A 13474-nucleotide genomic window follows, 5' to 3' on the forward strand; every position below is an offset into this window, starting at 1 on the left:
CAGTCGTCCGAACCCCCAAGAGCGGTACAAGAACCCTGGAGCCGAGCAAGGTCCCGGCAAGAAACGTGAGAAACGCAGGGCGGCGGTACCCGAGGGGGCGACGCGGCGGAACACTCGGTACCGGTTGTGCAACCGACCCCCCGAGCGAAAGCAGCGGATGTGAGCCAGGTCCTCCACACACCGCCCCCCACGGCCACCGACCCGGCCGAGACCCCGGCGCAGCTCGCCGCCCGTCACGGCCTGGCGGTCAGCGGCGCCCGTCCCTCGCTGCCGGAGTACGTTCGCCAGCTGTGGGCCCGCCGCCACTTCATCACGGCCTTCGCCACCGCCAAACTCACCGCCCAGTACAGCGAGGCGAAGCTCGGCCAGGTCTGGCAGGTCGCGAACCCCCTGCTGAACGCGGCGGTGTACTACTTCATCTTCGGCGTCCTGCTGGGCACCAGCCACGGCGTGCCGGACTACATCCCGTTCCTGGTGACGGGCGTGTTCGTCTGGACGTTCACGCAGAGCTCGATCATGGCGGGCACCCGGGCGATCTGCGGCAACCTCGGCCTGGTCCGGGCCCTGCACTTCCCGCGGGCCGCGCTGCCGATCTCGTTCGCGCTCCAGCAGCTCCAGCAGCTCCTGTTCTCGATGGCCGCCCTGGTCGTGATCCTGCTCTGCTTCGGGGTGCCCGTGGCCGCCTCCTGGGTCCTCGCGGTACCGGTCCTCGTCCTGCAGTTCATGTTCAACGCCGGCGTGTCGCTGATCGTGGCCCGGATGGGCGCCAAGACGCCGGACATCGCGCAGCTCATGCCGTTCCTGCTGCGCACCTGGATGTACGTCTCGGGCGTCATGTGGAGCATCGCCAAGACGCTGAAGCACAGCGGCATGCCGCACTGGGCGAAGCTGCTGCTGGAGTCGAACCCCGCGGCCGTCTACATCGACCTGATGCGCTACGCCCTGATCGACAGCTTCAAGGCGCACCAGCTCCCGCACCATGTGTGGGCGTACGCCACGGGCTGGGCCCTGCTCGCCGGCGTCGGCGGCTTCATCTACTTCTGGAAGGCTGAGGAGACGTACGGCCGTGGCTGATCTTGTGAACGACGAGCTGACCGACGCGCCGGTCCCCACGGTGATCTGCGACGGCGTCGACATCGTCTACCGCGTCAACGGAACCGGCGCGGGCCGTGGCTCCGCGACCGCCGCCCTCAACCGCATCCTGCGCCGCAAGCAGGCCGAGAAGGCGGCGGGCGTGCGCCGGGTGCACGCTGTGAAGAACGTCTCGTTCACCGCGTACAAGGGCGAGGCCATCGGCCTGATCGGAACCAACGGTTCTGGGAAGTCCACGCTGCTCAAGGCCATCGCCGGCCTGCTGCCCGTGGAGAACGGCAAGATCTACACCAACGGTCAGCCGTCCCTCCTCGGCGTGAACGCGGCCCTGATGAACGACCTGACCGGCGAACGCAACGTCTACCTGGGCGGTCTCGCCATGGGCATGTCCCGGGAGCAGATCAAGGAGCGTTACCAGGGCATCGTCGACTTCTCCGGCATCAACGAGAAGGGCGACTTCATCACACTCCCCATGCGGACGTACTCCTCCGGCATGGCCGCCCGTCTGCGCTTCTCCATCGCCGCCGCCAAGGACCACGACGTGCTGCTGATCGACGAGGCGCTCGCCACCGGCGACCGGTCCTTCCAGAAGCGGTCCGAGGAACGCATCCGCGAGCTGCGCGAGCAGGCGGGTACCGTCTTCCTCGTCAGCCACAACAACAAGTCGATCCGGGACACCTGTGACCGGGTGCTGTGGCTGGAGCGCGGTGTGCTGCGCATGGACGGCCCCACCGAGGAGGTCCTCGAGGCCTACGAGGCGTTCACGGGCGGCGCCGACAAGACCAAGGGCGGGGGCGCCGCGGGGCAGGCGGGCGCGCAGAAGAAGGCACCCGCGGCAGCGAAGTAGCATTTTCCTTCATCGAGCGCGGGAAGAGAGCGGTTGTTCCCCTCTCGTACGCGTCTCTTACTATCTCGTATACGCCTTATTCATGTTGTTCCATCAGCAGCAGTGCCGCCGTGGGCGACTGAAGAGCAGGGAGACCACGTGCAACCAGGGCTGAGCGTGATCGTTCACGGCCCCGAGACCCAAGGCCACCTGGGCGAACTTCTGGACGCCCTCACCACCCAGCCTTTCGCCGAGGCCGAGGTGGTGATCGCGGCCGTCGGCGACTGGGCCAGGCAGGAGGCCGAGCGGCGCGCCGCCGACGATCCCCGGATGGTGGTGGTGCCACTGCCCGAGGGCACGGGCGACGGCGCGGCCCGGGCCGCGGGCGCCGAGCGGGCCACCGGCCGCTGGCTGCACTTCGTGCACGCCAAGGACGGGCTGCCCGTGGGTGCCGTGCGCACGGTCGCCGACCGGGTCGCGGAGCTCGAGGACTCGGCGGACGTCCTGGTCGTGGATCACGTGCGCTCCACGTGGCAGACCTCCGGGGAGCCCAGCGGGGACCACCGGTTCCTGGCCCGGGCGAGCCGCCGCGGCGTTCCGCTCGCCGACTTCCCGCAACTGCTGCGACTGACCCCGGTTCTGGGCAACCGCGTCATACGGGCAGATTTCTGGCGAAACCAGGACATCGCGGCCCTTACGGACGGCGAGTTCCGTGACGACGAGGCGTACGCCGCCTACGCCGTGCTCCTGCACGCCGAGCGGATCGCCGCCCTCGACCACGCCGCGTACGAGATAAGGGAACTGCGCGAGGAGAGCCTGCCGCCGGTGACCGCCGCCCAGCGGTACGCCGTGATAGAGCGGTACGAGCGCCTGCACCGGATCCTGGCCGAACAGGGCGCGCCCCAGGGACCGCGCGCGGTGCTCTACGACGTGATGGTGCGCGATCTGCTGCGCACGTTCGCGCGCAGCAGGATGCCGGAGCCGGTGGCCCGGGAGTTCTTCTCCCGCGCGTCCCGCGCCGCCGTGCACTGGCGGCCCGAGCACCACCAGCGGCCGGGCGGCTTCGAGGGCATCCGCCGCTCCCTTCTGGAGGAGAACGCGTACACCCGCTACCGCGCCTTCCAGGCCGCCAACCAGACGCGGCGCGACGTGAAGTCGGCGGTGACCACCGGCAAGCGCGAGGTGGGCGCGAAACTGCGCGACCACCGCTACCGGCGCGCCCTGAGCGAGCCCGTCGACCCCAACCTGGCCGTGTTCTCCGCGTACTGGGACCGGGGTGTGGCCTGCAACCCGGCCGCGATCGCCGCGAAGCTCACCGAGCTCGCCCCGCACATCCACCAGGTGTGGGTGGTCGCCCGTGCCAAGGCGGCGCTGCTGCCGCCGGGCACCGACCACATCATCGCGGGCACCCGCCGCTACTGGGACGTGATGGCACGGGCCAAGTACCTCGTGAACAACGTCAACTTCCCGAACTCGGTGGTCAAGCGACCGGACGCGATCCACCTCCAGACCCACCACGGCACCCCGCTCAAGCGCATGGGCCTGGACCAGCTCGACTACCCGGCCGCCTCCAAGGGGCTCGACTTCGACGCGCTGCTGGCCCGTATCGACAAGTGGGACTACAGCCTGTCCTCCAACAGCCACTCCACGCGGATGTGGGAGCGGGCGTACCCGTCGCGGTACACGAAGCTGGACTACGGCTACCCGCGCAACGACGTCTTCTACTCGGCGACGGCCGAGGACATCCGCGCGATCCGCGAGCGCCTGGGCATCGCCCCGGGCCGCCGCGCCATCCTGTACGCGCCCACCCACCGCGACTACGAGGCCGGCTGGACCCCGCGCCTCGACCTCGCCTCCCTCGCCGACCGCCTCGGCGAGGACACGGTCCTGCTGGTCCGCGGCCACTACTTCTACGGCGGCGCGGCCTCCCCGCTGACCGGGCTGCGCCGGTCGGGACGGGTGATCGACGTGTCGTCGTACGACCCGGTCGAGGACCTGTGCCTGGCGGCGGACGCCCTGGTCACGGACTACTCGTCCATCATGTTCGACTACGCCAACCTCAACCGCCCGATCGTGATCTACGCCGACGACTGGGAGACGTACGCGAAGACGCGCGGCGTCTACTTCGACCTGATGGCGGAGGCGCCGGGCCATGTGGCGCGCAGCCAGGAGGAGCTGGCGGCCGCGTTCGAGACGGACGCCTGGCAGGACGAGGCCGCGCTGAAGTCGCTGGCCGCCTTCCGGCGCCGGTTCTGCGAGTTCGACGACGGACAGGCCGCGGAACGGGTGGTGCGCCGGGTGTTCCTCGGCCAGAGCGAGGCATCGCTGCCGCCGGTGATCCCCGTGGACGAACGCACCCCGGCCCCGACCCCCAAGGAGGCGAACGCGTGACGCCGGCCGTGACCGCCGAGACCCGAACCCCCGATGTGACGATCACGGTCATCGTCTTCAACGACGCGGAACGCCTTCCGCGGGCGGTGGCGTCGCTGCTGCGGCAGACGCACACCAACATCGAGGTGATCATCAGCGACGACCACTCGACGGACGACACGCCGTCGGTGGCGCGACGGCTGGCCGCCCAGGACGAGCGGGTGCGCTACCTGCGCCTGCCGGAGAACAGCGGCGGGTGCAGCGCACCGCGCAACCGGGCGCTGGAGATCGCCCGGGGCCCGTACCTGATGTTCCTCGACAGTGACGACGAACTCCCCGAGAACGCGGTCGAGTTGCTGCTGGCGGCGCACCGCGAGCGGGAAGTGGACTTCGCGATGGGCGCGGTGGAGCGGGTCCGCGTCGACACGGGACGGCGCTCGACCTGGATGGGGCACCTGGTCGCCGAGCGGCGCACCGTGGAGGGCATCGACGCCGAGCCCGAACTGCTCTTCGAGCACCTGTCGACGAGCAAGATGTACCGGCGGGAGTTCCTGGACCGGCACCAGCTCCGCTTCCCCGAGGGCATCCACTACGAGGACCAGCTCTTCTCGGCGCAGGCGTACTGTCTGGCCCGGTCCTTCACGATCATCCCGGAGCCGGTGTACCGCTGGTACATAGCGCCGTACGTGGCCGCCGAGGTGGCGTCGATCTCCAACCAGCGGCACAAGCTGTCGAACGTCAGCGACCGCATCTACGTGCAGACGCTGATCGACGAGTTCCTGACGGAGAGCGGGCACGAGGGGCTGCGCGAGCACAAGGACTACAAGTTCCTCAAGCACGACTTCCGGATGTACGCCGGTGACCTGCCCTACCGCGACGAGGAGTGGCTGGCCGGTTTCGCGGACATCGTGACGCCGTACCTGGAGGGACTCGCTCCCAGCGCCTACGCCCGACTGCCGCGGGTGGAACGCGTGGTGATCCAGCTCATCCGCGACCGGCGGCTGGCGGAGGCGCAGGAGGCGGCGCGAGGGCTGGGCCACGGGGTGGCTCCCCGCACGACGTCCACGGACGACTCGGGCGCCGTGTACTGGGGCTCGCAGGTGCCGGCGTCCTCCTGGGCGCGGCGGGAACTGGACGTGTCGGACCTGGAGTTGGAGTACCGGCCGTTCCCCAGCGCGCTGTTCCGGCACGAGATCACGTCGGTGGAGCCGGGTCCGGGTGCGTCGGTGAACCTGTCGATCCGGACGTACGACCCGGGCCTGCGACTCCCCGTGGGCCCGCAGCGGGCGAGCATCGTGGTCGCGCCGGGCCGGCGCCGCCTGGTGACGGCGTTCCGCCTGGACCCCGTGCGTCCCGGTGTCTTCGAGGGCCGGGTGCGGGTGGACCTGGCGGCGGCGCAGTTGCCGGTGCAAGGGTTCCAGGGCATCCGCCACCCCATGCTGCGCCTGGAACACCAGGGCCTGTTCAACACGGGCGTGCTGCTGGCGCCGCTGACGTTCCCGGCGCTGACCGCGACCCAGGTGGGCACGCTGCCGCACGAGGTGACCGTGGAGCCCGAGGGCCGCGGGGCGGGGCGCCTGGAGGTGCGGTGGCGTCCGGTGGGGGTCACGGCGAAGGTCGGTCCGGTGGTACGACGGATCGCGGGGCCGCGGGTGCGGCGCGCCGCACGCCTGGTCCGGAGCGCGCTGCGATAAGGCGGTGAAGCGGTAATGCCGCGGGGCGGCGGGGGCGAACAGAGGTCTGTTCGCCCCCGCCGCCCTTTCCCGTCCCGTCCTCCAGGGGCTCCGCCCCTTCGCTCCCCCGTTGCTCGAACGCCGGAGGGGCTGAAGAATCAGCCCCTCCGGCGTTCGAGGAACGAGCCCCCTAGCGGACCACCTGGTACAGCACCTGGCCACCGGGCCCCGACGCCACCTTCCGCAGCGCCCCGTCCCCCGCCGGCAGCCCCCCGTCCGACGGACGCTGGACAACCCAGCGCACGTCGTACTCCCGCAGCACGCCCAGCCGCTCGGCCCGCGACGACCCGGCCGCGAAGTACGTCCGCACCGCCGCGTCCCTGCGCGCCTCGTCCGGCAGGAAGAAGTCCGGGTAGCCCGGCTCCACCGTGTACGCCCCGTACGCCGGGATCTGCCGCGCGGGATTGGTCTTCGCCATCACCACGTCCCCGTAGTGCACCCACCGCGTGATCCAGTGGTACCCCACCCACGGCTCCTGGTACTTGTCCGCGACCACACCGGGCAGCGCGCTCCGCCCCGTCACGTACCCGACCGTCTGGATCTGCGTCCACGCCCCCACGGCCAGCGCCGCGGCCAGCACCCCGGCCGCCACGTTCCGCAGTGCGCCGCGCGCCGCCCCGGCCACCTCCACGGCCGCCGCCACCTGCGCCGGTATCAGCACCGCCGGCAGCGCGCGACCCCAGGAGTAGTGCCCGGTCAGGCCGCCCAGGCCGAACACCAGCACGCCGAGGGCGAAGAACAGCACCAGGGGATCCAGACGGTCCCGCCGCGCCCGCACTCCGAGCGCCACCACGCCGAGCAGCACCAGGCAGAACCGCGGGAACAGGTCCTGGTACAGCGGGCGGTGGATCTCCTCCAGGCCGCCCACACCGAACAGTGCGAAGAAGTCGTAGTACGGCCAGAGCGCGAGGATCACGGCGCCCAGCGCCAGCCCGGCGGCGAGGCGCAGCCACGTCCTGAGTCCGGCCCGCGCGCCGACCACCGTCGCCAGCGCGCCCAGCGTCGCGACCACCCCGGTGAACTGGTGGCTGAGCAGGATCAGCGCCCACAGCGCGCCGAGGCCGAGGAACGCCACCCAGGCGCCCCGGCCGTCCCGGTCGCCCTCGCTCCGCAGCGTCCGCGTCAGCAGCGCCCAGAAGTGGAAGGCCAGCCCCAGCGCGAACACGCTCGGGTACGCCACGGTCAGCGCCAGCGAGTTCAGCCCGATGAAGCCGCTCCACTTGAACACCTGCGTGCCCCACAGGAACAGCACGCACAGCAGGGCGAGCGGCCCCGCGAGACGGTGCGCGTTCAGCGTGCGGGCGTACCGCCACACGCCCGTCACCAGCAGCGTCAGGCTGATCAGCGCGCCGATGCGCAGGACCACCCAGACGGAGAGCCCGGTCACCCGGGCCACGACGCCGAGGAAGAGCATCCACGGCGAGTAGTACGGACTCGGGGTGTTCTCGTCGACGAGTGGATTGCCGGGGTCCAGCAGCCGGTGCCGCAGCCGTTCCACGGTCGCCGCGTGCATGCCGAGGTCGCCGACCCACGGCAGCCGCACGATGACGAGCAGCATCAGCACCACGAGCAGCGCCACCACCGCCCACAGCGCCGCGCCGACCGCGCCGTGCGGCGTCCGCACGGCCGTGAGCGGGCCCCACGGGCGCCCGAGCCGCTTCTCCGCCCGGTTCCGGGCCTCGCCGGTGCCTCCGGTCCCCTCAGCTGTGACGCTCATCGTGCTCCGGTGCCCTGCTTCGCCCCGTGCTGGAACACCCACGTCCGGTACACCAGGAAGCGGAACGCCGACGCCAGCACGATCGACAACGCCTTGGCCACGTTGGAGCCGATCGGCCCGTTCATGCCCAGGCCGTGGTAGCCGACGTAGAAGAGCAGGCTCTCCATCGCCACGCCGATCCCGCTGAAGACGAAGAACAGCACGATCTGCTGCCGGGTCCGCGAGGCCCGGTCGCGGTAGGCGAAGAAGCGGAAGCCGAGGTAGTTGGTGCCCATGGCGATCACGCTGGCGAGCACGGTCGCGGTCATCGGGGCCCACGCCAGGCCGTGCAGGAGGGCGTTGAAGACGAGGATGTTGACCGCGACACCGCTGCCGCCGACGACCCCGAACTTGATCACCTCGACCGCCAGCCGCCGGACCCGGGAAAGCGCCGGGACGGGGGCGGGAGCGACGGTCTCGGGAACCGGGCGAGCGACCTGGGGCCGCTGCTCGGTGAGGTTCACAGACACGGGTACGGGTCCTCCAACTCGTCCGACGATCACGCCAAACCTGCTCCAAACGTCCCGTCTAACAGGGACGAGTAAAACGAGGGGTTGGATTCCCCTAGGCCTTGGCAAGAAAGCGTCAGACTACGTTAGCCGATGGGCGAGCGCGGGCATGATGCCGGGATGCGCATAGGTGGGGGCGCCCCTCCCCGAGGGGCGCCCCCACCGTCGTGCCGGCCTAGCTGTGCGTCCTCAGCAGGGTCCGCATCGTGCGCATCGCCACCGACAGGTTCGCGAGGTCGAACGAGTCCGAGTTCGAGATCTCGTCGAGCGTCGCGCGCGCCCGCCCCAGGATCGGCGCGTTCTTCTGCTGCCAGGCGTCGAAGCGCTGCTCGGGCGTCGAGGTGCCGTTTCCGGCCGCCAGGACGTCGGCGGTCAGGGCCGCGTGGGCCGCGTACAGGTCCTCGCGGATCGCGGCGCGGGCCATGGACTGCCACCGGTCGTTGCGCGGCAGTTCGATGATGCGGTCCATGAGCTGGGTGATCTTGAGCCGGTCGGCGAGGTCGTAGTAGACCTCGGCGACGTCCATCGGGTCCTTGCCCATGCGGTCGGCCACCGAGACGATGTCGAGCGCCGGGAAGACCGAGGAGAACCCGGCCACGCGCGTGGCGAGCTCGTCGGGGACGCCGGCGCCCGTCAGCTCGTCGTAGATCTTCTGCCACCACTCCAGGTCCGCGCCGCGCACCAGCTTCGGCAGTTCGCTCCAGACCTGCTCGACGCGCTCGGCGAAGAACGCGACCGTCTCGGTGATCTCCAGCGGCTGCGGCCGGTTGTTGAGCAGCCAGCGCGTGCCGCGCTCGACCAGCCGGCGGGAGTGCAGCCGGATGCGGGTCTGCACGGCGGCGTCGACCTTGTTGTCCAGCTCCTCGACCGCGTCCCACACCGGCCCGGAGCGGAAGATCGCGCGGGCGGCGGTCTGCGCCCGGACGATCTCCTCGAGCGACGCACCGGTCTCCTCGCGCAGACGGTGCAGGTAGGTCGTGCCGCCCGTGTTGACCGTGTCGTTGACCAGGACGGTCGTCACGATCTCACGACGCAGCGCGTGGCCGTCGATCTGCTCGGGGAACTTCTCGCGCAGCGCGGTCGGGAAGTACGCGTGCAGCAGGCTGCGCAGGTACGGGTCGTCGGGCAGCGGTGTGTCCAGCAGCTCCCGGGCGACCGTGATCTTCGTGTACGCCAGCAGGACGGCCGTCTCCGGGCCGGTCAGGCCCGCTCCGGCGGTGAGGCGCTCGCGGATCTGGCGGTCGGTGGGCAGGAACTCCAGCGCCCGGTCGAGGTGGCCCTCGCGCACCAGGTAGCGGATGAACCGCTGCTGCGCGTGCAGCATGTCCTTGGACTGGAACAGGGCGTTGGCGATCGCCACGTTCTGCGCGTAGTTGTTGCGCAGCACCAGGGCGCCGACCTCGTCGGTCATCTCGGCGAGGAGCTGGTTGCGCTGCTTGACCGTGAGATCGCCGTTGGCCACGACGGAGTTGAGCAGGATCTTGATGTTCACCTCGTGGTCGGAGGTGTCCACGCCCGCGCTGTTGTCGATCGCGTCGGTGTTGATCTTGCCGCCGTGCTGGGCGAACTCGATCCGGCCGAGCTGGGTCAGGCCCAGGTTGCCGCCCTCGCCGACGACCTTGACGCGCAGGTCCTTGCCGTCCACGCGGATCGCGTCGTTGGCCTTGTCGCCGACGTCCGCGTTCGACTCGGTGGAGGCCTTGACGTAGGTGCCGATGCCGCCGTTCCACAGCAGGTCGACCGGTGCCTTGAGGATCGCCCGCATCAGGTCGGCCGGGGTCATCTTGGTGACCTTGCCCTCGATGCCCAGCGCCTCACGGATGTGCGCGTTGATCTGGATCGCCTTGGCCGTGCGCGGGAACACACCGCCGCCGGCCGACAGCAGCTCGGTGTCGTAGTCCGCCCAGGAGGAGCGCGGCAGCTCGAACAGGCGGCGGCGCTCGGCGTAGGAGGTCGCCGCGTCCGGGTTGGGGTCGATGAAGATGTGCCGGTGGTCGAAGGCGGCGACCAGGCGGATGTGCTCGCTCAGCAGCATGCCGTTGCCGAAGACGTCACCGGACATGTCGCCGATGCCGACGACCGTGAAGTCCTCGGACTGGGTGTCCAGGTCCAGCTCCCGGAAGTGCCGCTTCACGGACTCCCAGGCACCGCGGGCGGTGATGCCCATCTTCTTGTGGTCGTAGCCCGCCGAGCCGCCGGAGGCGAAGGCGTCGCCGAGCCAGAAGTTGTACTTCTCGGCGACCTCGTTGGCGATGTCCGAGAACGTCGCGGTGCCCTTGTCGGCCGCGACCACCAGGTAGGTGTCGTCGCCGTCGTGCCGCACCACGTCCACCGGCGGGACGACCTCGCCGGCCACCATGTTGTCGGTGATGTCGAGCAGGGCCGAGATGAACGTCCGGTAGCTGCGGATGCCCTCCGCGAGCCAGGCGTCGCGGTCCTTGGCCGGGTCCGGGAGCTGCTTGGCGACGAACCCGCCCTTGGCGCCCACCGGCACGATGACGGTGTTCTTCACCATCTGCGCCTTGACCAGGCCGAGGATCTCGGTGCGGAAGTCCTCACGCCGGTCGGACCAGCGCAGACCACCGCGGGCGACCTTGCCGAAGCGCAGGTGCACGCCCTCGACGCGCGGCGAGTACACCCAGATCTCGTACGCCGGGCGCGGCGCCGGCAGGTCCGGGATGGCCTGCGGGTCGAACTTCATGGAGACGTAGTCGTGCGGCTTGCCGCCGGGCGCCTCCTGGAAGAAGTTGGTGCGCAGCGTCGCCTTGATCACGGTGAGGAAGGAACGCAGGATGCGGTCCTCGTCCAGCGAGGCGACCTGGTCGAGCGCGGCGTCCAGCTCCTCCAGCAGCGCGTCGGTCAGCTCCAGGCCCGCCCGCTGCCGCTCCGGCGACATCCGCGCCTCGAACAGGGAGACCAGCAGCCGGGTGGTGTGGACGTTGTTGCGGAGGGTGTCCTCCATGTAGTCCTGGCTGAAGGTGGAACCGGCCTGGCGCAGGTACTTGGCGTACGCGCGCAGCACCATCGCCTGCCGCCAGGTCAGGCCGGCGCTCAGCACCAGCGCGTTGAACCCGTCGTTCTCCGCCTGCCCGGTCCACACCGCGGCGAACGCGTCCTGGAACCGCTCGCGGCCGTCGTCGCCGAGGTAGTCGCCGTTGCCGGCCACCTCCTTGGGCAGCCTGAGCCCGAAGTCGTAGATCCACGCGGTCGTACGGTCCTGGCAGCGCAGCTCGTACGGCCGCTCGTCGACGACCTCCACGCCGATCCGCTGGAGCACCGGGAGCACGGCGGACAGGGAGACCGACCCGCCCTTGCGGTAGATCTTGAAGCGGCGCTCGCCGGGGCCGGTGCCCACGGGCTCGTACAGGCTGAGGGCGAAGTCCTTGCCGCCCTCCTCGTCCGTGAGCTGTTCGAGGTGGACGAGGTCGGCGACCGCGGCGCGCGGGGTGTGGTCGGCCTTGTAGCCCTCGGGGAAGGCGTTCGTGTAGCGGCGCTGGAGCTCGGCGGCGCGTTCCTCGCCGAGTTCGGCGGTCAGCGCCTCGTTGAAGGCGTCGGTCCAGGAGCGGGCGGCCTCCACCAGCCGGGCCTCGATGCGCTCCTTGTCGGCGTCGGAGAGCTGCGGCAGCTCGGTGCCCTGCGGCACGCGGACCACGAAGTGCAGCCGGGAGAGGATCGACTCGGTGTTCCAGGCGGTGAAGTCGACGCTGGTGCCGCCCAGCTCCTCCTTCAGGATGTCGATGATGCGCAGCCGGACGCCGGTGGTGTAGCGGTCGCGGGGCAGGTAGACGAGGGCCGAGTAGTAGCGCCCGTACTCGTCCTGGCGCAGGTAGAGCCTGAGGCGGCGGCGCTCCTGGAGGTAGAGGACGGAGGTGACGATGGAACGCAGCTCGTCGGCCGGGGTCTGGAACAGCTCGTCGCGCGGGTAGGTCTCCATGATCTGGAGCAGGTCGCGGCCGTCGTGGCTGTTGGGCGAGAACCCGGCGCCCGAGAGGACCTCGTCGACCTTGCGCCGCACGACCGGCACGCGCAGCACGGACTCGGTGTAGGCGGCGGACGAGAACAGGCCCAGGAAGCGGCGCTCGCCGACGACGTTGCCGTTCTCGTCGAACTTCTTCACGCCGACGTAGTCGAGGTACGACGGCCGGTGCACGGTGGCGCGGCTGTTGGCCTTGGTGAGGACCAGCAGCTTGTGCTCGCGGGCCTTGGCGCGGGCGTCGGCGGGCAGGCGCTCGAAGGACGGGCTGACCGGGTGCTGGTCCTCGGCCGCGTGGTGCGGGTCCGATCGCAGTATGCCCAGCCCGGTGCCGGGGACGGCGGCCAGCGTGTCGTCGTCGCGCAGCCGGTACTCGCGGTAGCCGAGGAAGGTGAAGTGGTCGGCGGCCAGCCAGCGCAGCAGCTCGCCGGCCTCCTCGATCTGCGCCTCGGGCAGGTCGTCGGGGACGGGCTCCTTCTGGATCCCCTCGGCGATGCGCAGCGCGCAGTCGCGCATCTTCTCCCAGTCCTCGACCGCCTCACGGACGTCGGACAGGACGCGCAGCAGGTCGGAGGTGATCTGCTTCAGGTCGGAGCGGTCGGTCTCGCGGTCGATCTCGACGTGGATCCAGGACTCGACGCACGCGTCGTGCGGCAGGTCGGCGCCGGGGGCGTCGGGCAGTACCTCGAGGAGCTTGCCGGTCAGGTCGCGGCGGACGACGAACTGCGGGTGGATCACGACGTGGATCCCGCGGCCCTGGCGGGAGAGCTCGTTCGTCACGGAGTCGACGAGGAACGGCATGTCGTCGGTGACGACCTCGACGACGGAGTGGCTGCAGGTCCAGCCGTTCTCCTCGACGGTCGGGGTGTGCACGCGCACGTTCGCCGTGCCCTGCGGGCGCGTCTCTGCGAGCCGGTAGTGCGAGAAGGCGGCGCCGAAGACGTCCACCGGGTCGCGGTCGGTCAGGTCTTCTGGGGCGGTGTGCAGGTAGTAGCGCTGGAGGAACGCGAGCACGGTCTCCCGGTCCGGGGTGCCCTCGTCCGTCGTCCCGGTCGGTAGGTGCCCCCCGACCGGACTGTTCTCAGCTACCCGGGCGGCCCTCTCGAGCAGCTCGGCCTTGGCTTCGTCCAGCTTGGTCTGCATTGTCCTCTGGCTCCTGTCGCGCGCCGTTGCGTGACGTAGAAGGAAGTACGGTCTCTTCTCCGACGTAACGCC

At 70.4% G+C, this 13474-nt stretch carries 7 protein-coding genes; 4 read left to right on the top strand and 3 right to left on the bottom strand.

The window, feature by feature from the left end; translation table 11 throughout:
• The first annotated feature begins 159 nt into the window (after positions 1-159).
• From ACZ4SW_RS26175 to ACZ4SW_RS26190, 4 genes are all read left to right on the top strand, one after another.
• Positions 160-1074: an ABC transporter permease gene (locus ACZ4SW_RS26175; RefSeq protein WP_468250491.1), complete on the top strand. Its 915-nt coding sequence runs from the start codon at positions 160-162 to the stop codon at positions 1072-1074.
• The gene (locus tag ACZ4SW_RS26180) at positions 1067-1939 is read left to right on the top strand and encodes an ABC transporter ATP-binding protein (protein ID WP_468250493.1); all 873 of its coding nucleotides are present in this window, start codon (positions 1067-1069) and stop codon (positions 1937-1939) included. The genes ACZ4SW_RS26175 and ACZ4SW_RS26180 overlap by 8 nt, the downstream gene beginning before the upstream one ends.
• A gap of 138 nt (positions 1940-2077) precedes the next feature.
• Positions 2078-4309, top strand: a complete 2232-nt coding sequence (locus tag ACZ4SW_RS26185; protein WP_468250495.1) for a CDP-glycerol glycerophosphotransferase family protein — start codon at positions 2078-2080, stop codon at positions 4307-4309.
• Positions 4306-5982, top strand: a complete 1677-nt coding sequence (locus ACZ4SW_RS26190) for a glycosyltransferase family 2 protein (protein WP_468250497.1) — start codon at positions 4306-4308, stop codon at positions 5980-5982. The genes ACZ4SW_RS26185 and ACZ4SW_RS26190 overlap by 4 nt, the downstream gene beginning before the upstream one ends.
• Before the next feature lie 169 nt (positions 5983-6151).
• Here ACZ4SW_RS26190 and ACZ4SW_RS26195 read toward each other — a convergent pair whose 3' ends face one another.
• From ACZ4SW_RS26195 to ACZ4SW_RS26205, 3 genes are all read right to left on the bottom strand, one after another.
• On the bottom strand, positions 6152-7738 hold the full coding sequence (locus tag ACZ4SW_RS26195) for a hypothetical protein (RefSeq protein ID WP_468250499.1): 1587 nt from the start codon (positions 7736-7738) through the stop codon (positions 6152-6154).
• Positions 7735-8247, bottom strand: a complete 513-nt coding sequence (locus tag ACZ4SW_RS26200; protein ID WP_468250501.1) for a GtrA family protein — start codon at positions 8245-8247, stop codon at positions 7735-7737. The genes ACZ4SW_RS26195 and ACZ4SW_RS26200 overlap by 4 nt, the downstream gene beginning before the upstream one ends.
• Positions 8248-8461: 214 nt before the next feature.
• Positions 8462-13402 carry an NAD-glutamate dehydrogenase gene (locus ACZ4SW_RS26205; RefSeq protein ID WP_468250503.1) on the bottom strand — a complete coding sequence of 1647 codons (4941 nt, stop codon included), beginning with the start codon at positions 13400-13402 and terminating at the stop codon, positions 8462-8464.
• Between the last annotated feature and the right edge of the window lie 72 nt (positions 13403-13474).

Source organism: Streptomyces sp. NPDC028331 (assembly GCF_055565775.1).

What these genes read in the sequence shown, in the direction of transcription:
- ACZ4SW_RS26195 (WP_468250499.1), bottom strand. Translation starts at nt 7,738, where the DNA reads ATGAGCGTCACAGCTGAGGGGACCGGAGGCACCGGCGAGGCCCGGAAC.
- ACZ4SW_RS26205 (WP_468250503.1), bottom strand. Translation starts at nt 13,402, where the DNA reads ATGCAGACCAAGCTGGACGAAGCCAAGGCCGAGCTGCTCGAGAGGGCC.